Below are 21,475 nucleotides of genomic sequence, written 5' to 3' on the forward strand. Positions count from 1 at the left end.
GGGGGGGGGCGGCGCCGCCGCGGCCGGCGTTGCCGCCCCCCCGCCCCGGGGGGCGGGCGGGGGGGGGGGGGGGGGGGGCCCCCCCCCCCCCCCCCCCCCGCCGGTGGTCACATGGACCGGGTGGTCACGCGGACAGCGCGTCCTTCAGGAACGCCGCAGCCTGCGCGATCGCCGCCTTCGACTGCGGCGTGCCGTGCAGGGCGTTGAGCATCACGAAGTCGTGGATGATGCCCTCGTAACGCACGCCCGTCACCTCGACGCCCGCCGCGCGGAGCTTGGAGGCGTATGCCTCGCCCTCGTCGCGCAGCACGTCGCACTCCGCGTTGATCACCAGCGCAGGAGGCAGGCCCGCGACGTCGTCGAGGGTCGCCCGCAGCGGAGAGACGGTGATCTCGTCGCGCTCCTGCTCGGTGGAGGTGTACTGATCCCAGTACCACTTCATCGCGTCGCGGGTGAGCCAGTATCCGTCGGCGAACTCCGTGTAGGAGCCGTCGTCGAAGCTCGCGTCCGTGACGGGGTAGAACAAGACCTGAGCCTTGAACGTCAGGTCGCCGCGCTGCTTCGCCATCAGGGTGAGGGCGATCGCCATGTTGCCGCCGACGGAGTCGCCGGCGATGGCGATGTTGCCGCCGTCCAGGCCCTCGTCGGCGCCGTGCTCGGCCACCCACTTCGCGGCCGTGTACGCCTGCTCGTTCGCGACCGGGTACTTCGCCTCCGGCGACCGGGTGTACTCGGGGAACACCACGGCCGCGCCGGTGCCGATCGCGAGGTCGCGGACGAGGCGGTCGTGGGTGTGGGCGTCGCCGAAGACCCAGCCGGCGCCGTGCGTGTACACGACGACGGGAAGGGTGCCCGTGGAGCCCGCGGGCTTCACGATGCGCACGGGGACGGAGCCGGTGGGGCCGCCCGTGACGGTGATCCACTTCTCGTCCACGTCCGGCTTGACGATCTCCGAGTCCTGGACGCCGTCCACGACCTTCCGGCCGTCCTCCGGGGCCATCTGGTACAGGAACGGAGGGTTGAGCGTCGCCTCCGCGAAGGCGAGCGCCTCCGGCTGGAGCGTGTAGTCGCGCGGATTGGCTGTTGCCATCGTCATCTCCTCAGACGCCTCGACCGGTTCTCAGGCGACCTCGGCGGCGGCGTCCACGATGAACTGGACGACCTCCTCCGGCAGGGCCTGCATGACCAGGTGCGGCGCGTCCAGCTCGATGACGCGGCGGAACTCGGCCCGCTTGTAGCCGAAGCGCTCCACGTCCGGGTTGATGGTGTGGTCGGCCGCCGACACGATGCCGAAGGACGGCTTCGTCTTCCACGCGGCGACCGGGGCCGCCTCGCTGAAGGCGAGCACGGCGAGGGGGCGCTGGCCCACGGCGAGGACCTGCGACACGGCGGGGTCGACACCGGCGGCGAACACCTCCGGGAACGCGTCGATCTTCACCGACACGTCGGTGCCGTCCTCGCCGCCCGGGTTCGGGAACGGCGTGTAGACGAGGTTGGCGGCCAGCTCGGAGTCGGGGAAGCCGCCCTGCAGCTGCCCGAGGCTCTCGCCCTCGGCCAGGGCGTACCCCGAGAGGTAGACCAGGCCGACGACGTTGTCCGCGGCGCCCGCGACCGTGATGACCGCGCCGCCGTAGGAGTGGCCGACGAGGAGGACCGGTCCGTCGATCTTCTCGACGATCGAGCGGATGTACGCGGAGTCGCCGAGGAGGCTGCGGTTCGGGACGGCCGGAACGAGGACCGTGTAACCGCGGTCGAGGAGCTTGCGGGTGACCGGCTGGAAGCTCGCCGCGTCGGCGAACGCGCCGTGGATGAGGACGATGGTGGGGGTGGTGGGCATGTCGTGTCCTTTCGAGGTTGCCTTCACCACCGACGCTAGGAGCGGCAGGACGGGGTTGTCGTGGCCCCGTCACGGTCTGGATGTCACGGACCGCTGAGCGCGTCCGCCTGGTCGATGTACTCCAGCCGGGGGCGCACCGGCTCGCTCTGGGTGGCGATCTCCTTCTTGAGCCTGACCTTGGCCTTCAGGTAGTCCAGCGCCGCCGCCGACGAACCGGACCCCGGGTCCCCGAGCATGGTCAGGAACTCCGTGCGCCCCGGGACCTCGAACGTCTGCCAGCGGAAGTTGAGCATGCCGAACGGAGGCACGTCGACGGCCACGATGCCGCTTCGGAGCGGGCGGGCCTCGTGACTGCTCCACACCTCCCGGAACAGGGCGGACTTCGAGGAGAGCGAGGCCGCGAGCAGTTGCAGCCGAGGGTCGGCGGGGTCGGCCCAGTAGCGGAGCGCCTGCACGAAGCTCTCGGCGGTCTTCTCCCAGAACACGCGGTAGTCGTCGGGAGCGGTCTGGGCGCCCAGGATCACATGCTCGACGAGGTTGCCGCTCCGGCGCTCGAAGAACGGCATCAGCTCCAGGCCGAGGTCGTTGACTCCGAGGATGTCGAGGTTGCGGTCGAAGACGAAGGCCGGGTTGGACGCCCACTCCTGGAGGACGCGGCCGACGCGCTCGGTGCGCTCCTCCGGTCGCGGCCCGGCCACCGTCGACGTGCGTGCGATCGACGCCCGCGAGACGCTGGAGGGTGCCGTCTGCCCGGCGAGCCGGAACAGGTACTCGGTGGCGTCCTCGTCGAGCTGGAACGCGCGGGCCAGCGCCGACAGCACCTGGGTGGAGGGCTGACGATCCCGTCCCTGCTCGAGCCGGAGGTAGTATTCGGCGCTGATTCCGGCGAGCTTCGCCACCTCCTGCCGCCGCAGCCCGGGGACCCGCCGCTTCTCGCCGGATGGTACGCCGGCCGCTTCAGGCGACAGCGCATCCCGGCGCGCTCTGAGGTACGCGCCCAGGGGACTCGGATCGGTCATCGCACATCTCCCTCCGTACAGCGACAACTCTGCCGGAAATGATGATTCCAGAATCGTCGATGCGCGGAGGGAACAGGAATGCTGCGCTGCGCGTCAAGAGCGGGCCGAGGATAGGCCCTAGTGGCTGAGCACCGGCGTGTACCGCCGGAGGACGGATTCCGACAGCCGCCGGAGCATCGCGGGGTCGTCGTCCAGGAGGCTGTACTGGATCAGCGAGTGGGAGGCGGCGACGATGTCGGCCGCCAGCACTCCGCGCTCGTCCGGGGAGGCGACACGGTCGTCGTCGAGCCGCGACCGGACGATCGACTGCATCTCGGCCGTGGCCGAGGCGGCGATGTCGCGCACCTCCGGCCACCCGCGACCGACCTCCGCCATGCTGTTCAGCATGAGGCAGCCCCAGCTCGGCGAGTGGGCCCCGCAGTCGTCGATGACCGCTGCGAACAGGTGGGCGACGGCCTCTGCCGGCGTCCGGCCAGAGGCCATCGACGCGCGGACCGTCGCGACGCGCGACGAGCAGTAGCGCTTCAGCACGAGGAGGAAGAGCTCGGCCTTCGATGCGTACGCGGCGTAGATGCTGCCGTTGCCGACGCCGGACCGCCGGGAGATGTCCGTCATCGATGCGAGCGTGAAACCCTTGCTCCAGAAGGCGTCCAGCGCGCTGGCGAGGACGAGCTCCTCATCGAACTCTCGCTTTCGAGACATCTGCCGAGCGTACCAAGCGAGCCGGTGCGGGTGCACCCGAAGGATGACCCCTGGGATCTAATCGCGCTCGAGCCTGGCCCGTCGCCAATCCCGGGGGGTCATGTCGTGAACCCGGCGGAACGCCCGGCTGAAGGACGACGACGAGGTGAACCCGGAGCGGATGGCGACGTCCTCGATCCGGCATGTCTCGGTGCGCAGCAGGCGCTCGGCCTCCGCGAGCCGCCGGGCGAGGATCGCCTGCGCCACCGTGTGCGGCTCGTGCTCGAACGCCTTGTGCAGGGTGCGGACGGAGATCTGGAGCGCGTCGGCCACGCGCTGCGGGTCGACACCGGGGCAGGAGGCGTTGACCTCGATGTAGTTCAGCGCCTGGGCGACCACGTTGCGCGACAGGCGCTCCGGGGGCGACGTGCGGCCGAGCGCATCGTCGAACAGGCCGGCGCACAGGCTGACCACCGACCGGGTCACGGCCGTCGCCGCGCCGGGCCCGAGCTGTTCGGGCCCGAGCAGCTCGCGGCACATCGCTCCCAGCAGCCGGGGGATCGGTTCGGACTGCGTGAAACGACGCCGCATCAGGTGATCGATCTCGCGGGAGGAGGCGTGGATGAGACCGCTGTCGAAGCGGAGGGAGACCGAGCGGAAGTCACCGGTCATGCCGACCTTGTCGACGCGGGTGAGCTGACTCATCGCCATGTCGCCCCGGCTGCGCAGGTGGGTCTCCCGGCCGGCGATGGAGGCGACCGACCCGGCGGTGACGAATGCGAGGACCAGGACGTCGCCGGGATCGTCGTAGCCGCTCCCGGTCTCGTCCGGCGAGGTGGGCGCCCGCACGGCCGCAGCGCTGACCGTGTCGAACGCGACGAACCTGGTGGTGCGCGCCGTCGATCCGGGCAGCCTTCCGTAGAGACGGCCCGATGCGGGCATGAATGCCGGGCTCATGCCCGACGTCGTCTCACGCCTGCGGTCTTGTCCACCTCCTGAGCGTAACGAGGACCGCCCGGCAGACCAACGCTGAGCCGCCTCGGCGCAAGTCGCGACGCCTAGAGGGCGACGGCCGCCTCCGGCGTGGCGACCCGGAAGCTGAACGACTCCTCCAGGTAGAGCGTGACCGTTCCGGCGGTGTGGCCGGAGTAGCCCAGGGCGATGTCCTGACCGGATTCGAAGACGAAGTCGCCGCCGCGGAGGCTCACCACGACCGGGCCAGGCGCTCCCGGCACCCACAGCGCCGGGCCGCCCAGGATGCGACCCAGATGACGCGCCAGCGGCGAGCCTCCCGCGTCGCTGCCGCCCTCGACATCGACCCACGTGTTCGTATCGAGGGCGAGTCCGTACGGTCCGTCGATGCCGGACCGCTTCAGCTGGGCGACGGCCGCGGCGACGGCTCGCGCGAGGTCGGAGCCCGCGTCGACGGGGGCCGTCGGCGCGGGCGCGGAGGGGGTGATGCCGCTGAAGCCGGCCGCGGGCCATCCGCTGATGATCGCGGAGTTCTCGGCCGTCGCCAGGTCGGAGGCCGCCGTGTCCAGCGGGGACAGGTCCACATCGACGGCGCCCCGCTCGGCCGCGTCGAGTTCTGCCCGGTCGAGCGTGAACTCCACCCGGAGCTCGGCGAGCGGGAGCACGGCGCGCGTGCGAGCGGTCACGCTCGTGAGGGGCGCGTCGATGAGGTCGCCGACGCGCCCGAGCGAGGTGGCGGAGTACTGCCAGCCGTTGGGCCCGGAGAAGTCGACGAGCTTCCTGCCGTTGAGCGCAGGAACGAGGCGCGTGCGCGCTTCGTCGTCGAGCATCTCCCAGGTGGAGGCGGTGATCGGGGCGAGCTCGCGGAACAGGTGGTTCATCGGGGGATGTCCTTCGTGGGTGAGGGGGTGCGACCGGATCCGATTCCGAGCGACCCGTCAGCGGAGGCCGGCGCGAGCGGGGCGGAGGCGTCCTGCGTGCCCGGGGCGTCGCCCAGCTGCGCGAGGAAGGCCGCCGACGGTACGAAGAAGCTCGATCCGGTACGGGCGGTGGAGAAGTCGAGGAGCCGGTCGTGCAGGCCGGGCGGGTCTCCGATGAACATGCGTTCGAGCATCTTCTCGATCACCCAGAGGTCGCGAGCATAGCCGATGAAGTACGTCCCGACCTCGCCGGCGGCGACGCTGCCGAAGGGCATGTTGTCGCGGAGGATGTCGTGCTCGTCGCCGTTCGCGTCCACGATCGTCGCCAGGGTCTTGTGCGCCTTCTGACCGGTGGCGGCGTCGTCGAGCTCGACGTTGTCGGCCTTGCGCCGCCCCATGATCGCCTCCTGCTGCTCGGTCGTGAGCGCGTTCCAGGCCGCGAGCGGGTGCGTGTACTTCTGCACGACGGCGTAGCTCCCGCCGGCGTATGCCGGGTCCTCCTCTCCGACGATCGTCGCGGCGTGGAGGTCCTGGCCGACGGGGTTCGCCGTGCCGTCGACGAATCCGAGCAGGTCGCGGACGTCGAAGTACCGGAAACCGGTGGTCTCGTCCGCGACGTCCACCGCACCGTCGAGCTGTTCGAGAAGGAGCTGCTCGAACTCGAAGCACAGGTCGTGCCTGTCGGAGCGGATGTGGAACAGCAGATCCCCCGGCGTCGCCGGAGCCGTATGGGTCGCGCCGGCGATCGTCCGGAAGGGGCGCAGCTGCGCCGGCAGCGGTCTCCCGACCAGGGCCGGCCAGACGCGGGCGCCGATGCCGACCGTGCAGCTGAACGACGAGCCGAGGCCCCGGAACGCGACCGACTTGATGAGCCCCGCCACGTCGGCCAGGCTCGAGCGGACCGTATCGACGGCGGCGTCGGTGTCGCGGACCGTCAGGACGAGGAAGATCGCCGTCTGCGTCAGCGGCGCATCCACACTCTGCGGCTCGATCGGCACCCGTCTGTCGCTGCTGACCGCCGCGGTCACGCCGCCGGTTCCTCCGTGCGCTTCAGCAGGTAGGTGTGCTCGCCGGAGAGGACGACCTCCGACCGCTGGTTGTGGACGGTGACGGCGGCGGTGACGATGCCGTTCGGCCCGTCCGGCGTGAGCGCCGTGATCTCCAGCTGCGAGTAGAGCGTGTCGCCGGCGTGGACCTCGCCCAGGAACGTCGCCGACAATCCGGTGAACGCGATGAAGACCTCCCCGATGACGTGCGGGAACAGCGTGGCTCCCGGCGCCGTGAAGGCCAGCACCTGCAGCCCGTGCACCACCGGCGCGCTGTGCCCGTGCGCCTTCGCCCACACCTCGTCGTAGTGGACCGGGTGGTTGTCGGCGGACACGGCCTGGAAGGCCGAGGCGTGCGCGTCCGTCACCGTCCGGCTCGGGGCGCGGAAGATCTCGCCGATGCGCAGCTGCTCGAACGTGCGCGGCTCGACGATCCCGAAGTGAAGCGGGTCGAACTCGGTCATGGGTGTCTGTCTCCTTCGTGTCGGGATGGGGCGGGGAAGTAGTGATGCTCGACCGGCGGGGCGCCGGCGAAGGCGATGGCCGCGTCGAGCTGCTCGCGGTCCCGCCCCGTCAGCCGCTCCGTCTCCTGGCGGCGGTGCTCGGCCCAGGAGGGGACCATGAAGGCCTCGAGATACAGGTCCTCGTCCTCTCCGCCGCGGTAGAGCGACCAGCGGTAGCCCCCGGTCCGCCGCCGCGACCCTTCGACGAAGCGCATCGCGGCGATGAAGGCGGCGCTCGACTCCTCGGGTACCCGGTATGCGACATGGACGAGCACCGGCCCGTCGGTGGGAGCGGGGGTGAACTGCAGTCGCGGCTCCGCCCACGTCAACGAGAAGGTCCGGTCGATGGAGCCGGTGCCCGCACGGAGCGGGAGCACGACGGCGCTCGCCGCCACCAGTGCCAGGAGGATCGCCGCGGCGAGCGAGGAGGCGGGTGCGCCGTACAGCTGAGCCAGGAACCCCCACAGCCACGAGCCGATGGCCATCGTCCCCATGAAGACGAGGATGTAGATCGAGACGCCCCGCGAGCGGACCCACTGCGGCAGGGTCAGCTGGAGGGCCGTGTTGAGGACGGTGAGCGTTCCGATCCAGGCGAGGCCGCCGACGACCAGCGTCGGAAGCACCGCAGCCAGCGGCCAGTACCCGGCCGCCAGCGTCGTCACGGCGAAGAGGGCGGCGCTCCACGTCACGATCGTCGTGTCCGAGAAGCGCTTCCTGGCGGGCGGGAGGGCGAAGACGCCCGCGACCGCTCCGACGCCGAGAGCGCCGAGGAGGAGTCCGTAGCCCGCCGAGTCCAGGTGGAGCCGTTCCGCGGCGAGCGGCAGCAGCGCCCAGATCGCGCTTCCGGGCAGGGCGAAGAGGGCCGCCCGCAGCAGGATCCGGCGGATGAGCGCCGCGGAGGTCACGTACCGCACGCCGGCCCGGATCGCGGCGACGAACGGCTCGCGGTCGTCGAGGCCCTGCTGGGGCGGCCGCCGCCACCAGATCAGTGCGGCCGCGGCCCCGATGAAGCTGACGGCGTTGAGGCCGAAGACGACCGGAGTGCCGAAGAACGAGAGGACGACGCCCGCCAGCGCCGGCCCGACCGCCCTCGCGCCGTTGACCGTCACACCGCCGAGGGCGGAGGACGCGGCGATGAGCTCGCGGGGGACCAGCTCGGGTTGGATCGCCTGCCAGGCCGGAGAGGTCACGGTGGAGGTCACGCCGAGCAGCAGCGTGATGACGAGCACCGTCCACGGCGTGAGCGCGCCGAGTGCGCTGATGATCGTGAGGACGGTGGCGATCACGGCGCTGGCCACCGATCCCACGATGAGCAGCTTGCGGCGGTCGAGGGAGTCGGCCAGTGCGCCCGCCGGGAGGGACAGCACGATCGCGGGCGCCAGGCTCGCCGTCTGCACGAGAGCGATCACGACCGCGCCGGCGGACACCTCGACCAGGTACCACTGGGCGCCGACCGTCTGCATCCACGTGCCGATGTTGCTCCCGAGCTGCGCGAACCAGAGGACGCGGAAGGCGGGGATCGCCAGCGGAGCCCACGCTGAGGCCGCCCGCCGCGAACGGGTGCTGCCGGCCACGGACCCGGTCAGCGGCTGATCGGCCATGTCCGTCCCTTCCGTGAGTGAGCTGCGCCACCGGGTCCGCCCCGGCCGGTCGAGACGACCCTAGGAGCGGGCCGACGGGGCTGTCGTGGCCCTGCCGGGGTCACGCGCGGGAGCGTCCCGTGGAGGATGCTTGACGCAGCAGTTCGTGCGGAATGGATGAGGGGCCGATGACAGAGCGCATCCCAGACGGGACGATCGACACGACGATTCCGCCGGCCGGACCGGGGTGCCTCGACTGCGAGGCGGAGGGCAGCTGGTGGTTCCACCTGCGCCGCTGCGCGGTCTGCGGACACATCGGATGCTGCGACCAGTCGGTCAACGCGCACGGGACCGCGCACGCGCTGGCCACCGGGCACCGGTGGATGCAGAGCTTCGAGCCCGGCGAGGACTGGTTCTGGGATTACGCCACGGGCCAGGAGGCGGTCGGCCCGCGGCTTGCGGCGCCTGAGCACCACCCGCTCAGCCAGCCGACCCCGGGACCGGCGGACAGGGTCCCCGGGAACTGGCAGTTCCTGCTGCGGGGCTGATCCTCAGCGGGTCGGTGCGGCGCGCGTGGTCATGCCGCGACCGTACTACCGGGGTCGTGTCCGCTCAGCCCTCCCGAACCGACCCGCGCCGGATGATCGGCATCGGCACGAGGTGGCGGCGGGGCTCGCCGATGCCCTGCAGCGCGAGCGACATGGCCCGGCGGCCCATCTCCTCGTACGGGAGGCGGGCCGTCGTCAGCTGGGGGCGCAGATAGGTCGCGATCTCGTCGTCGTCGAACGACGCGATCGACACCTGGTCGGGGATGCGGACGCCGGCCTCCTGGAGCGCCTGGTAGGCGCCGAAGGAGACGTTGTCGGTCAGGCAGACCATCGCCGTGAAGCGGGCGCCCGACGCCAGGGCGCGCTTGGTGGCGTGATAGCCGTCGTCCGGCGCCCAGAACTCGAACGCCTCCTCCCACGCCCAGGTCAGTCCGTTCTCGGCCATGACCCCGTCGAGGCCGGCGAACCGGTCCGAGATCGTCACCGACACCTCGGGTGGGAGGTCCTCGTCGTAGCGGCGGCCGATGAGCGCGATCTCGGTGTGGCCGGCGTCGATGAGCAGCTGGGCGATGGCGGCGCCGGCCGTGCGCTCGTCGGGGAGCACGACCGGGTAGTCGACCATCGTGGTCGCGTTCACCATCACGACGGGGAGGTCGGACGGCAGCTCGGGCAGCTCCACCCGGCGGGCCGCCATCGATCCGAAGACCAGTGCGGAGACCCGCCGGTCGAGCATGGCGTCGAGCGCGCCCGAGAGCCGCTCCGGGTGGTGGCCCGTCTCGGCCAGGAGGACCGTGTGGTCGTTCTCCTCTGCCACGTCGAGGATGCCGCGGATCATCGCCGAGGCGTAGCGGGTGAGCGTGACGTCGTCGGAGACGAAGCCGATGGTGGGGGTCGTTCCCATGCGGAGGGCGCGCGCCGACGGGTCGGGCCGGTAGTTGAGTCGCTGGGCGATCGCGCGGACGCGCTTGGCGGTCTCGGGGGAGAGGCCGGTCCCCGTCCGCTCGTTGAGGATCATGCTCACGGCGGTCTTCGAGAGGCCCGCCTCCGCGGCGACGTCCGCGATGGTCACCCGTTTCGCCATGCTGCGCGGCTCCTCCCTGAACGACGGCGCTTGTTGCACCGGCTTCATCCTAGTGCTAGCGTCAACGCGGCTAAACGCATTTAGTAAGTACCTAAATGCATTTAGTTTCCGGGCGTCGGCTGACCAGCTCCCGGTGATCACAATCCAATGGAGGATCGACAGTGAGAAAGAACACTCGCCGGGCGCTCATGGCGACCGCGATCATGACGGCCGCAGCAGTGGTGACGCTCACGGGCTGCGCCAAGGGAGGCGGCGGCGCAGGCGGCTCCGACGGGGAGCTCGTCATGTGGACGCACAACGCTGGCAACAAGGCCGAGCTCGGCGCCGTCCAGAAGATCGTGGACGACTTCAACAAGAGCCAGTCGAAATACACCGTCAAGGTCCAGGCCTTTCCGCAGGACTCGTACAACCAGTCGGTGACCGCCGCCGCCGCGTCGAAGAAGCTGCCCTGCATCCTCGACATCGACGCCCCCAACGTCCCGAACTGGGTGTGGGCGGGCTACCTGTCGCCGCTGACCGGCCTGGAGTCGCAGCTGAAGGGCTTCCTGCCGTCGACGGTCGGGACGTACGACGGCAAGACGTACTCCTACGGGTTCTACGACGTCGCCCTCAACCTCATCACGAGGAAGAGCACGCTCGACGCGATCGGCGCCCGCGTCCCGACGATCGACGAGCCGTGGACGAAGGCCGAGTTCGACGACGTGCTCGCCAAGCTCAAGGCCTCGGGGAAGTTCGGCCACGCCGCCGACTTCATGACCAGCTCCACCGGGGAGTGGTGGCCGTACGCGTACTCGCCGCTGCTGCAGAGCTTCGGCGGCGACCTCATCGACCGCGACGGCTACAAGACCGCCGACGGCGCGCTGAACGGCGCAGACGCGGTGGCGTGGGCGAAGTGGTTCCGCGGCCTGGTCTCCGACGGCTACATCGCCGCGAAGTCGGGCACCGACCCGGCGGCGGACTTCGCCAACGGCAAGACCGGCATCCTCTACGACGGCAGCTGGGCGGCCGACTCGCTGCGCGAGAAGTTCGGCGACGATGTGCTGTTCCTCCCGCCGGTCGACTTCGGCGACGGCGCGAAGATCGGCGGCGGCTCCTGGCAGTGGGGCGTCTCGAAGACCTGCTCCGACCAGGCCGGTGCGATGGCGTACATGAAGTTCGCCACCGCCGACGAGTACGTCGCGGGCGTCGCGAAGGCGGCGGGCACCATCCCGGCCACCGAGGGCGCCGCGGCGCTGGTGCCGGGCTACGGCGAGGGCGAGGACAACGCGATCTTCCGCCAGTACTCGAAGGAGTTCGCCGAGGTGCGGCCGGTCACCCCCGGGTACCCCTTCATCGCCACGACGTTCACCAAGGCCGCGCAGGACATCATCAACGGCGCGGACCCGAAGTCGACCCTCGACCAGGCGGTCAAGGACATCGACGCCAACCAGAAGTCGAACAACTACTTCAAGTGATCCACCGGGGCCGGGCGACCGCGCCCGGCCCCGGTCTCACGAGGGATCAGCCATGACCACCATCGTCAAGCCGGACGTGCGCCTCGGGCGCCGCGTCCGCACCGCCCGCGCCGCCGTCGCCGGACAGAAGAAGGAGGCGTCGATCGCGCTCCTGATGTTCGCGCCGGCCGCCGTCCTCATCGCCACGTTCCTGATCGTGCCCATCGGCCTGACCTTCGTGCTCGCCTTCACCAACGCGCGCCTGGTCTCGCCGGAGCCGGCGCAGTTCGTCGGCGTCGACAACTTCGTCAACCTGTTCACCGACGACACGTTCTGGGCGTCGCTGCGCAACACGATCATCTTCACCATCGTGATCGTGCCGTTCCAGTCGGCGCTCGCGCTCGTCCTCGCGCTCCTCGTGAACAGCCGGGTGCGCGGGACGACGTTCTTCCGGACCGTCTACTTCCTGCCCGTCGTCACCTCGATCGTCGTGGTGTCCATGCTGTGGCTGTTCCTCTACCAGAAGGACGGCCTCATCAACGTCCTGCTGTCGAAGGTCGGCGTGCAGGGCCCCGACTGGCTGGGCGACCCGCACTGGGCGCTGTTCGCGATCATCCTCATGTCGGCGTGGCAGGCGATGGGCTTCCACATGATCATCTGGCTCGCCGGCCTGCAGACCATCCCGGAGGAGCTGTACGAAGCAGCCGCCCTCGACGGCGCCACGCGCTGGCAGCAGTTCGCGCACATCACCTGGCCCGGCCTCCGGCAGACCAGGACCTTCATCCTCATCACGATCACCATCGCCGCGTTCGGCCTGTTCTCGCAGGTCAACATCATGACGCAGGGCGGCCCGATCAACTCCACCTCGACGCTCGTCTTCCAGGCGGTGCGCAGCGGGTTCCAGCAGCAGCAGACCGGCTACGCGTCGGCGATCTCGCTGGTGTTCTTCGTGCTGGTGCTGGTCGTCACCCTGCTGCAGCGGTTCCTCACCCGCGACAAGGAGGTGCAGCGATGAGGCGCTCGGCACGCGGCGTGCTCCTGCTCGTCCTGAAGATCGCGCTGGCCCTGGTGTTCGGCCTCCCGCTGCTGTTCATGATCGTCTCGAGCTTCAAGCCGGACACGCAGATCTTCGGCGACCTCGACGGCATCCAGGCCTTCCTCCCCGTCGGCGACCTGAGCCTGGACAACTACACCGGTGTGTTCGACCGCGTCCCGTTCGCCCAGTTCCTGCTGAACTCGATCATCATCTCGGTGACGACCGTCGCGCTCGGCATCATCGTCAACTCGATGGCCGCCTTCGCCCTGTCGCGGATGCGGATGCCTGGCCGCAAGTGGGCGCTCGGCGTGGTGCTCGCCACACTGATCGTGCCGTTCGAGGTCATGGCGCTGCCGCTGCTGTGGGAGGTCAACCAGCTCCCGTACTTCGACGGCGCGCAGATCGTGCAGGGCTGGCTCGACACGTACACCGTGCAGATCGTGCCGTTCATCGCCAACGCGTTCTCGATCTTCCTCTTCTTCCAGTACTTCGACTCCATCCCGAAGGAGCTGGACGAGGCGGCGCGCGTCGACGGGGCCGGCTGGTTCCGGATCTACCGGACGATCATCATGCCGCTGGCCGGGCCCGCGGTGGCGACCGTCGCCATCCTCACCTTCCTGCCCGCCTGGAACCAGTACCTGTGGCCGCTCATGGTCACCCAGAGCGAGGCCGTGCGCCCGGCGATGGTCGGCATCGACTACTTCAAGCAGCTCAACACCTCGTGGGGCCAGATCATGGCGTACGCGAGCATCATCACCATCCCCGTGCTGGCGCTCTTCGTCGCCTTCCAGCGCTCCTTCGTCAACTCCATCGCCTCGCAAGGGCTGAAAGGCTGAACATGTTCTCTCTCCCCGACAGCTACGTCTGGGACTTCTGGTTCGCGGACGACGGCGGCCGGTACCACCTCTTCTTCCTCTACGCCTCGAAGGCGCTGCAGGACCCCGATGCGCGGCACCACCGCGCGTCCGTCGGCCACGCGGTGTCGCCCGACCTGACGAACTGGACCAGGATCGAGGATGCGCTGGTGCGCAGCGACGCTCCGGCCTTCGACGACGTCGCCACCTGGACCGGCAGCGTCGTGCGCGACGACGACGGGACGTGGCACCTCTTCTACACCGGGGCCACCCTCACGCCGCTCGGCAATGTGCAGAGTGTGGGAGTCGCCACCTCCGACGACCTGATCACCTGGCGCAAGAGCGGGGCGAACCCGATCCTGCGGGCCGACCGGCGCTGGTACGAGCTCCTCAGCGACGGGAGCTGGCACGACGAGGCGTTCCGCGACCCCTTCGTGTACCGCCAGGACGACGGCACCTGGCGGATGCTGATCACCGCCCGGTCGAACGAGGGCCCGCCCGACGACCGGGGCGTCATCGGCACGGCGACCTCCGCCGACCTGCGGGAGTGGACCCTCCACCCGCCGCTGACCAGGCCCGGCGCGGGGTTCGGCCAGCTCGAGGTGCTCAACACGGCGACGATCGACGGGCACTCCGTGCTCTTCTTCTCGTGCCTCGCGCCGGACCTCGCCGCCTCGCGGCGCGCGACGGGGACGAGCGGGGGCGTGTGGGCGATCATCGCCGATGCCGACGGGACGTGGGATCCGCGGAAGGCTCAGCAGGTGACCGGTCAGGAGCTGTACGTCGGCCGGGTCGTCCACGACCGCGCCGCCGACCGCCCGGTGTTCTTCGCGTTCCGCAACACGGCTGCGACCGGCGAGTGGATCGGCGGCATCACCGACCCGCTGCCCGTCGGCATCGTCGACGGGCGCGTGGTGACGGGGGAGGCGGCGCTGGTCGCGCTCGGCGCGAGCACTTGACCTCCGCCGCAGCGGGAGTAGCGATACCTCTATGACCGTGAAGCTGAACAAGAAGGCCCTGGACCACGCGCGATCGCTCCTGAAGAAGGGGGACGTCGTCCGCGACTCCCGCGACGACTGGAGCGAGCACGCGCCGAGCACGGACGAGCAGAACCGCTTCATCGAGAAGAACGGCTGGGACGACTACGCGCTCTGGCACCTCGGCGTGGACGACGACGCGAACGAGGAGACCAAGAAGCGCTACAGCTTCCCGTACGGCGACTTCGCGAAGCTGCACCGGTGCGCGGTGATCTCGCTGGAGAGCCGGGCGGCGCAGAACGACCACGACGACATCGCGAAGGCGACCAAGCAGCTGCTGGCCGACATCGACGACGAGGGGTGACGGCCCGGCCGCGGGCTCAGACCGGCGCCAGCGCCTCCTGAGCGCCGGCCGGCAGTTCGACGGCGATCGGGTCGCCCGGCCGCACCACGCCGCCCGCGACGACGACCGCCATCACGCCCGCGCGGCGCACCGTCTCGCCCTCAGGGCCCGTCCCGACCACCTGCTTGAGCAGCCCGGGCTCGAAGCGGTCGATCTGGACGCACGGGTTGCGCAGCCCGGTCAGCTCCACCACGGCCTCCTGGCCCAGAAGGAGCCGGGTGCCGCGCGGCAGGGCGAGCAGGTCGACGCCCTCGGTCGTGACGTTCTCGCCGAGGTCGCCGGGCTCGACGTCCGGCGTCACCTCGTCGAACAGCTCGCGGTGCATCAGATGGACCTGCCGCAGGTTCGGCTGCGTCGGGTCGCGGCGCACACGGGAGCGGTGCTGCACGGTCGCGCCGAAGTGCGCATCCCCCTCCACCCCGAGGCCGGCGACCAGGGTGATGGAGGGGCGCTGCCGCTTGGAGAAGCCGTGCTCGTCGTCGCGGTTGACGGAGACCACGCGTGCGCTCGTCATGCCTCCATCGTGTCGTACGTCGCCGCATCCTTGGCGCGCTTCGTGCTGCGCGTCTTGCGGAGGCTGGCGATCGCCGCCACCGCGATGGTCACGCCGATGAACACGAGCGAGAACCAGATCGGGATCTCCGGGATCCACTCGACCGGGTGGCCGCCGTTGATGAAGGGCAGCTCGTTGACGTGCAGCGCGTGGAAGACGAGCTTCACGCCGATGAAGCCGAGGATGACCGCGAGACCCTGCGACAGGTAGATCAGACGCTCGAGCAGCCCGCCGATCAGGAAGAACAGCTGGCGCAGTCCCATCAGGGCGAAGGCGTTCGCGGTGAAGACGATGTACGCCTCGCTGGTGAGCCCGTAGATCGCCGGGATGGAGTCGACGGCGAAGACGACGTCGATCAGGCTGATCGCGATGATGGTGAGCAGCATCGGCGTGACGAAGCGGCGGCCGTCCTTCTTCACCGTCAACTTGTCGCCGTGGTACTCCTCGGTCACGGGGAGGTGGCGGCGCACGAACCGCATCGCGCGGTTGTCGGACGGGTCGGAGTCGTGGGAGCCGAACGCCTGTCGCCACGCGAGGAACAGCAGCAGTGCGCCGAACAGGTAGAACACCCACGAGTAGCTCTCGATGAGGGTCGCGCCGACCGCGATGAACGCGCCGCGCAGCACCAGCGCGATGACGATGCCGATCATCAGCACCTTCTGCTGGTACGCCTTCGGCACGGCGAACGCGGTCATCAGCAGCAGGAAGACGAACAGGTTGTCGACCGACAGGACCTTCTCGGTCAGGTAGCCGGCGAAGTACTCGCCGCCGAAGTTCCAGCCCGAGACCAGCCCGATCCCGACGCCGAACAGCAGCGCCAGGCCGATGTAGAAGGCGGACCAGCGGGCGGACTCGCCGATCGTGGGCTCGTGCGGCTTGCGCACGTGCGCGAAGAACTCGTAGACGAAGAAGGCGATCGTGACGGCGATCGTGACGATCCAGATGAGCGGGGTGACCTGCACCGGGACTCCAAGGGGTAGGCGTAGCGACTCGCCAAGGTCTCCTCCGCCCCGGCCGATGTCTCTCGGCGGCGGGACCAGCGGCCCGGGATGCGATGGCGCATCCGTATTGACGGGCTCGCTGCTGCGGGAGTACTCCCCTTGTCCCACCGATCCTACCGGGAGGCCGGCTGAGGAAATGCTGGAATTCGATCGACGCGAGCCGACCGGTCCCGCCGCAGCATCCCGATCGCGGCGACCACCGACAGCACCGCCACCGCGGCCACGAACACCACGAGCACCGGCACGAGCGGCCAGAGGATCAGCGCCACCCCGACCAGCAGCACCGGCAGCGCGAGACCGATGTACGCGATGAGGAAGATCGCGGCCAGGACCTCGCCCCGGCGCTCCGGGGCCGCAAGGGCAGCGGCGGCGGCGATCGAGGAGCGGAACTGGAGGCCGACGCCCGCCCCCGCCAGGATCCCGCTGACGATGAACACGCCGAGCGAGGCGGCCAGCACGCCCGCCGCGAGGCCCGCGAGGCCGACGAGCATCAGTACGAGCGCGAGGACCAGCTGGGCGCGCGCCGACAGACGGGAGAACACGATCTGCGAGACGGCGGAGGCCGCGAAGACCCCGAACGGGACCGCGCCGGCGAGCAGGTGCGAGGTCTGGTGCAGCGTCCCGGCCAGCACGCTCGGCGCGAGCGAGGTGAACAGGCCGAACACCGCGAACCCGGCGAAGGCGGCGGTCGCCGCGGCCGAGAAGGCGCCGCGCGCCGAGGCGGGGAGCGAGATGCGCTGCGGACGGTAGGCGGGGCGCTCCTCGGCGCGCTCGACCGTCTCGGGCACCAGGGCGACCGCGACCGCGGCCACGGCGAGGACGACCAGGAACACGGCGTACGGCAGCAGCAGCGGAGCCGGGAGGAACTGGGCGAAGGCACCGCCGATCAGCGGGCCGAGCGCGAGCCCGCCGGTGTTCACGACCGTCGACACGGTCCCGGCGAGGCGGGGTCCCTCCTCCGGTCGTGCGACGGCCCGCAGCTCGCTCAGGTGCGCGGTGGCGCTGGCCGTGAGGGCGCCGACGCCGATGCCGGAGAGGGTGCGCGCGACGATCAGGCCGGCGACGTCGTTCCAGACCAGGAAGAGGGCGGCGGCCACGATCTCCACGAGCACGGCGATGAGCACCATGCGGCGTCGTCCCGCCCAGTCGCTGAGGTGGCCGATGAGGAACAGGCTCGCGATGACGCCGACCGCGTAGGCGGCGAAGATCACGGTGACGACCCAGGTCGGGAAGCCGTCGCGGGCCTGGTAGAAGGCGTACAGCGGGGTGGGGATGGTCGAGAAGGCCATCACCGCGAGGAAGGCCGCGGCGATGACCCAGAAGCCCGCCCCGTGACGCAGGCGGAAGGGGCGGCGGTCCGTGGTGGTGGGAGCCGATGTGGTGGTCATGGTTGAAGGATGCTCCTCCTCAGCCATCGAGTCCAACGGAAATACCCGATCGTGAGTATCGGTGACTCCGATAGGCCGCTAGGCTGGGCCGGTGGAGACCCGCCAGCTGGAGTACCTCGCCGCCGTCGCCGACGAGGGCAGCTTCACTCGCGCCGCCGAGCGGGTCTTCGCCGCGCAGTCGACCGTCTCCGCCGGCATCCAGAGCCTGGAGCGCGAGCTCGGGTCGGCGCTGTTCGAGCGCGACGCCCACGGCGTGCGGCTGACCGACACCGGCGAGGCGGTGCTGGCGGAGGCCAGGGCGGCCCTCCACGCCGTCGAGCGGATGCGCGAGCTCGCCGACCGAGAGGGCCCGCTCCGCGGCACGGTGCGGGTGGGCATCTTCACGAACCTGATGCGGGTCGACCTGCCGGGGATCATGGGGGAGTTCCACCGCCGGCATCCGCACGTCGACCTCCGCCTCGGCCCGTCGCCCAGCGGATCGACCGGCCTGGTGGAGGAGGTCAGGCAGGGGCGCCTCGACATCGCCTTCCACGGCCTCCCCGACCCGGTTCCCGGGCTGCTGATCCGCCCGCTCGCCGAGTCCCCGTTCCGCGCGGTGCTGCCGGAGGCGCATCCACTCGCCCGCAGGCGCGCGGTCGCCTTGGCCGACCTGGCGGACGACCCCTGGGTGGATGCACGCGCGGGCTTCGGCAACCGCGTCGCCCTGGATCGGGCGTTCTCCGGCCTCGGGCTGACCAGGCGGGTGCCGACCGAGCTCTCCGACCTCGGCGAGATCCCGCGCTTCGTGGCGTCCGGGCTCGGGGTGGCCGCCCTTCCCGAGCTGACGATCATCCCCGCTCCAGGAGCCGTCGTCCGGCCGCTGCGCGAGACGGTCGCCTGGCGCCTGAGCGCCATCGCGCGCCCGCGACCGGGCCGGGCGGCGGAGGCGCTGCTGGCGCTGCTGGAGGAGCGGATCGGGGGTTAGTGCGGGCGAGCCTCTTTTTACGCAAAATAGACGCATGACCGCCCGCAAGCCGACACTCGCCGATGTGGCCCGCGCGGCGGGGGTCGCCGTGCCCACCGCGTCGCGGGTGATCGCCGGCCGCGGCGAGGTGAGCCCCGCCACTCGGACCCGTGTGCTCCAGGCCGCGCGCGAGCTCGGCTACCGCCGGGCGCAGGAGTCGCGGGGGCGGCCCCGCACGGTGTCGGCGCCCGTCATCGACCTCGTCGTGAACAAATTCCACAACGAATGGGCCGATGAGATCACCGCCGGCGCGCGGATCGCGGCGGAACAGGCGGGGTACGACCTCGTCCTCACCGCGGAACGGGACGACCCGGAGGACGACTGGGACGCGCGGGTGCGCGCGCGGGGCTCGGCGGGCGTGGTCCTCGGCACGGTCCGCCCGACGACGGCGCAGTTGGAGGCGCTGGCCGAAGCCGGTATCCCGGCGGTCGCCATCGAGCCTCCCTCCGATGTGGTCGGGCATCTGCCCAGCATCGGACCGACCGATCGGGCGGGCGGGCGCCAGGCGGCGCTGCACCTGCTCGAGCGCGGCGCACGCCGGCTGATCGTCCTCGTGGGGGCGCCGCCGCTGCGGCACGGTCGCGCCCGCGTCGACGGGTTCGTAGGGGCCGCGCAGGAGGCCGGCGTCGACGTCGAGCGTCTCGACGTCGACTGGTCCGGCGCGGATGCGTACGACGCGGTGAGGCGGATGCTCGGCTCGACCGCTCGCGGAGAGCTGCCGATCGGGATCTTCGGCTGCACCGACACCATGGCGCTCCACGCGATGCGGGCTGCGCAGGCGGAAGGACTGCAGGTGCCGGTGGAGGCGCTCGTGATCGGATTCGACGACAGCGTGACGGCGCGCGGCGCGCACCCGCCCCTGACGAGCGTCCGCCAGCCGACGCGTGAGATCGCGGCCCGCGCCGTGGGGATGATCCTGGCCGCGCGGGACGGGCATCCGGTGCCTGCCCAGCGCGTCGAGCTGTCGACCGAGGTCGTCGGCCGTGCGAGCACCGGCGACGCGGTCTGACGCTGCCCGACGGTCCGGCAATCGGTGCCCACGGCGGGGCGACGGAATCAACATATTGCGTAAAATGTCCGGGCTCGTAGCGCTTGGCATTCGATTGCCAATTGACAGCGCGGAAGCCGTCGCCCTAGCGTGAGCCGGGTCACATTTCCCCCATGTCTTTCAAAGGTGAGGACTCACAACGATGAACGTGAAACGATCCAAGGCGCGTACGGTGCGCCGTCGTCTCGGGGTCGCGGCCGGAGCGCTGGCCGTCTCCTCCCTCCTGCTCGCCGGATGCGCGTCCTCGAACGGCTCCGGCTCCGGCTCGGGAGAAGATGTCGAACTGACCTTCATGAACCAGTCCCGCGGCCAGGAGGCGGCGCTCACCGCGCTGGCGGAGAAGTACACGAAGGAGACCGGGGTGAAGGTCACCGTCGACACTCCCGGCCCGACGGATTACCTGGCCAAGCTCCAGGCGAAGGCGCAGTCGAGGTCGATGCCCGACATCTACTCGTCGTTCAACGCCACCGACATGGCTCCGTTCTACAAGGCCGGTTGGGCGATGGATCTGACGAAGGAGATGAACGACGGCTGGAAGAAGGATTTCAGCCCGGCGATCCTCACGCTCTCCACCTTCAAGAAGGGCAACAACCTCGGCGTCCCCGCGGGCGTCTACACCGTGCACTGGGAGACCCAGACCTACGGCATCCTCGCCGACACGGAGACCAGCGGGGTCGACCCGGCCGCGCTGCCGAAGACGACGGACGACCTGATCGCCGACCTCGAGGCCGCCACCGAGAAGAGCGGTCATGGTGCCTTCTCGGTCGCAGCGTCGCTCACGCCGCAGCTCATCCAGACGTATGCCTCGAACTGGCTCACCGACGAGGAGATCTCGGCCACCTTCGACGGGAAGAAGAGCTGGACGTCCGACGGCTGGAAGAACGCGTTCCAGCTCCTGGTGGACCTGAAGAAGGCCGGCGTTCTCGCCAACGACTCGCTGCCGGGCGGCCAGGACGACAACCCCTCGGTCGAGGCGTCCTTCTTCAACAAGCGTGAGGTGGGCGCGATCTTCGACGCCTCCCCTGGCGTCTCCGTCGGCTACAAGACCTCGCCCGACTACAGCAGCTACATCTCCCTCCCGGTCCCGAATGCCGCCGATGGCACGTACGACACCCGCTCCGCCGGCGTGCCGGGCAAGGGCGCCGTCATCAACCCGAAGGGCAAGCACCCGGAGGAGGCGCTGAAGTTCGTCAAGTGGCTGACCGCGGCCGACCAGCAGAAGGTGTTCGCCGAGCAGGCGCGCATCATCCCGACGAACCCGGAACTGCTCGAGGGCGGCGCGCTGCCCGAGCAGCTCGTCGGCTTCGGCTCCGGCGTCAAGACGATGCAGGTGCTCCCGAACACGCTGGCGACCGACGTCAACACCGCCATCGTCAAGGACGCCCAGAGCCTGGTGCTCGGCGAGATGACGGTCGACCAGGTGGTCGCCGACCTGCAGGCGACGCAAGAGCGGATCAAATGACGTCTCAGCCCATCGTGGCCCCGGGGGGGGGGGGGGGGGCCCCGGCGGGCCCCCCCCCCCCCCCCGGCCCCGCCCCCCCCCCCGGGCCGGGGGGGGAACACCCCCCCCCCCGCCCGGCCCGCGGGGGGGG

The 21,475-nt window shown here is 70.5% G+C and carries 22 protein-coding genes; 9 read left to right on the forward strand and 13 right to left on the reverse strand.

The annotated features are described in order from the left end of the window. Window positions 1–124 precede the first annotated feature (124 nt). From ACR9ZG_RS10705 to ACR9ZG_RS10745, 9 genes are all read right to left on the reverse strand, one after another. Window positions 125–1,090 carry an alpha/beta hydrolase gene (locus ACR9ZG_RS10705; protein ID WP_481284818.1) on the reverse strand — a complete coding sequence of 322 codons (966 nt, stop codon included), beginning with the start codon at window positions 1,088–1,090 and terminating at the stop codon, window positions 125–127. Between the two features lie 30 nt (window positions 1,091–1,120). Next, entirely contained in the window at window positions 1,121–1,837 is a 717-nt protein-coding gene (locus ACR9ZG_RS10710) for an alpha/beta hydrolase (RefSeq protein WP_481284819.1), read from the reverse strand. An 83-nt stretch (window positions 1,838–1,920) separates the two neighbouring features. Further along, on the reverse strand, window positions 1,921–2,856 hold the full coding sequence (locus ACR9ZG_RS10715) for a helix-turn-helix domain-containing protein (protein WP_481284820.1): 936 nt from the start codon (window positions 2,854–2,856) through the stop codon (window positions 1,921–1,923). 117 nt (window positions 2,857–2,973) lie between these two features. Next, window positions 2,974–3,558 (reverse strand): TetR/AcrR family transcriptional regulator, encoded by a 585-nt coding sequence (locus ACR9ZG_RS10720; RefSeq protein ID WP_481284821.1) that lies wholly within the window; start codon window positions 3,556–3,558, stop codon window positions 2,974–2,976. A gap of 57 nt (window positions 3,559–3,615) precedes the next feature. Beyond that, entirely contained in the window at window positions 3,616–4,494 is an 879-nt protein-coding gene (locus tag ACR9ZG_RS10725) for a helix-turn-helix domain-containing protein (protein WP_481284822.1), read from the reverse strand. A gap of 101 nt (window positions 4,495–4,595) precedes the next feature. After that, the gene (locus ACR9ZG_RS10730) at window positions 4,596–5,390 is read right to left on the reverse strand and encodes a family 1 encapsulin nanocompartment shell protein (protein ID WP_481284823.1); all 795 of its coding nucleotides are present in this window, start codon (window positions 5,388–5,390) and stop codon (window positions 4,596–4,598) included. Next, window positions 5,387–6,457: a Dyp-type peroxidase gene (locus ACR9ZG_RS10735; RefSeq protein WP_481284824.1), complete on the reverse strand. Its 1,071-nt coding sequence runs from the start codon at window positions 6,455–6,457 to the stop codon at window positions 5,387–5,389. Before ACR9ZG_RS10735 ends, ACR9ZG_RS10730 begins: the two co-directional genes overlap by 4 nt. Continuing rightward, complete coding sequence (locus ACR9ZG_RS10740) at window positions 6,454–6,939, reverse strand: MaoC family dehydratase (RefSeq protein WP_481284825.1); 486 nt, start codon at window positions 6,937–6,939, stop codon at window positions 6,454–6,456. The genes ACR9ZG_RS10735 and ACR9ZG_RS10740 overlap by 4 nt, the downstream gene beginning before the upstream one ends. Further along, window positions 6,936–8,579: an MFS transporter gene (locus ACR9ZG_RS10745; protein WP_481284826.1), complete on the reverse strand. Its 1,644-nt coding sequence runs from the start codon at window positions 8,577–8,579 to the stop codon at window positions 6,936–6,938. Before ACR9ZG_RS10745 ends, ACR9ZG_RS10740 begins: the two co-directional genes overlap by 4 nt. A gap of 167 nt (window positions 8,580–8,746) precedes the next feature. Between ACR9ZG_RS10745 and ACR9ZG_RS10750 the strand changes: the two genes are divergently transcribed. Further along, window positions 8,747–9,106, forward strand: a complete 360-nt coding sequence (locus ACR9ZG_RS10750) for a UBP-type zinc finger domain-containing protein (protein ID WP_481284827.1) — start codon at window positions 8,747–8,749, stop codon at window positions 9,104–9,106. A gap of 64 nt (window positions 9,107–9,170) precedes the next feature. On the opposite strand, the gene ACR9ZG_RS10755 is transcribed toward ACR9ZG_RS10750, so the two are convergent. Next, on the reverse strand, window positions 9,171–10,187 hold the full coding sequence (locus ACR9ZG_RS10755) for a LacI family DNA-binding transcriptional regulator (RefSeq protein WP_481284828.1): 1,017 nt from the start codon (window positions 10,185–10,187) through the stop codon (window positions 9,171–9,173). A gap of 161 nt (window positions 10,188–10,348) precedes the next feature. Here ACR9ZG_RS10755 and ACR9ZG_RS10760 point away from each other — a divergent pair, with 161 nt between their 5' ends. The 5 genes from ACR9ZG_RS10760 to ACR9ZG_RS10780 are packed head-to-tail and all read left to right on the forward strand — an operon-like array spanning window position 10,349 to window position 14,851. Then, the gene (locus ACR9ZG_RS10760) at window positions 10,349–11,641 is read left to right on the forward strand and encodes a sugar ABC transporter substrate-binding protein (RefSeq protein ID WP_481284829.1); all 1,293 of its coding nucleotides are present in this window, start codon (window positions 10,349–10,351) and stop codon (window positions 11,639–11,641) included. A gap of 52 nt (window positions 11,642–11,693) precedes the next feature. Next, entirely contained in the window at window positions 11,694–12,635 is a 942-nt protein-coding gene (locus ACR9ZG_RS10765; protein ID WP_481284830.1) for a carbohydrate ABC transporter permease, read from the forward strand. Continuing rightward, entirely contained in the window at window positions 12,632–13,492 is an 861-nt protein-coding gene (locus ACR9ZG_RS10770) for a carbohydrate ABC transporter permease (protein WP_481284831.1), read from the forward strand. Before ACR9ZG_RS10765 ends, ACR9ZG_RS10770 begins: the two co-directional genes overlap by 4 nt. 2 nt (window positions 13,493–13,494) lie before the next feature. Then, entirely contained in the window at window positions 13,495–14,469 is a 975-nt protein-coding gene (locus tag ACR9ZG_RS10775) for a glycosyl hydrolase family 32 (RefSeq protein WP_481284832.1), read from the forward strand. 31 nt (window positions 14,470–14,500) lie between these two features. Further along, window positions 14,501–14,851 (forward strand): hypothetical protein, encoded by a 351-nt coding sequence (locus tag ACR9ZG_RS10780; protein WP_481284833.1) that lies wholly within the window; start codon window positions 14,501–14,503, stop codon window positions 14,849–14,851. A 16-nt stretch (window positions 14,852–14,867) separates the two neighbouring features. Here ACR9ZG_RS10780 and ACR9ZG_RS10785 read toward each other — a convergent pair whose 3' ends face one another. The 3 genes from ACR9ZG_RS10785 to ACR9ZG_RS10795 form a co-directional block, all read right to left on the reverse strand. After that, complete coding sequence (locus tag ACR9ZG_RS10785) at window positions 14,868–15,404, reverse strand: MOSC domain-containing protein (protein WP_481284834.1); 537 nt, start codon at window positions 15,402–15,404, stop codon at window positions 14,868–14,870. Next, complete coding sequence (locus tag ACR9ZG_RS10790) at window positions 15,401–16,405, reverse strand: TerC family protein (RefSeq protein ID WP_481284835.1); 1,005 nt, start codon at window positions 16,403–16,405, stop codon at window positions 15,401–15,403. Before ACR9ZG_RS10790 ends, ACR9ZG_RS10785 begins: the two co-directional genes overlap by 4 nt. Window positions 16,406–16,557: 152 nt before the next feature. Beyond that, the gene (locus ACR9ZG_RS10795; protein WP_481284836.1) at window positions 16,558–17,832 is read right to left on the reverse strand and encodes an MFS transporter; all 1,275 of its coding nucleotides are present in this window, start codon (window positions 17,830–17,832) and stop codon (window positions 16,558–16,560) included. A gap of 91 nt (window positions 17,833–17,923) precedes the next feature. On the opposite strand from ACR9ZG_RS10795, the gene ACR9ZG_RS10800 reads away from it, so the two are divergent. From ACR9ZG_RS10800 to ACR9ZG_RS10810, 3 genes are all read left to right on the forward strand, one after another. Continuing rightward, complete coding sequence (locus tag ACR9ZG_RS10800; RefSeq protein WP_481284837.1) at window positions 17,924–18,796, forward strand: LysR family transcriptional regulator; 873 nt, start codon at window positions 17,924–17,926, stop codon at window positions 18,794–18,796. A 34-nt stretch (window positions 18,797–18,830) separates the two neighbouring features. Then, window positions 18,831–19,844 carry a LacI family DNA-binding transcriptional regulator gene (locus ACR9ZG_RS10805; protein ID WP_481284838.1) on the forward strand — a complete coding sequence of 338 codons (1,014 nt, stop codon included), beginning with the start codon at window positions 18,831–18,833 and terminating at the stop codon, window positions 19,842–19,844. A gap of 211 nt (window positions 19,845–20,055) precedes the next feature. Further along, window positions 20,056–21,345 (forward strand): ABC transporter substrate-binding protein, encoded by a 1,290-nt coding sequence (locus tag ACR9ZG_RS10810; RefSeq protein ID WP_481284839.1) that lies wholly within the window; start codon window positions 20,056–20,058, stop codon window positions 21,343–21,345. The last annotated feature ends 130 nt before the right edge of the window (window positions 21,346–21,475 follow it).

Source organism: Leifsonia sp. KNZ12-8B, assembly GCF_056755495.1.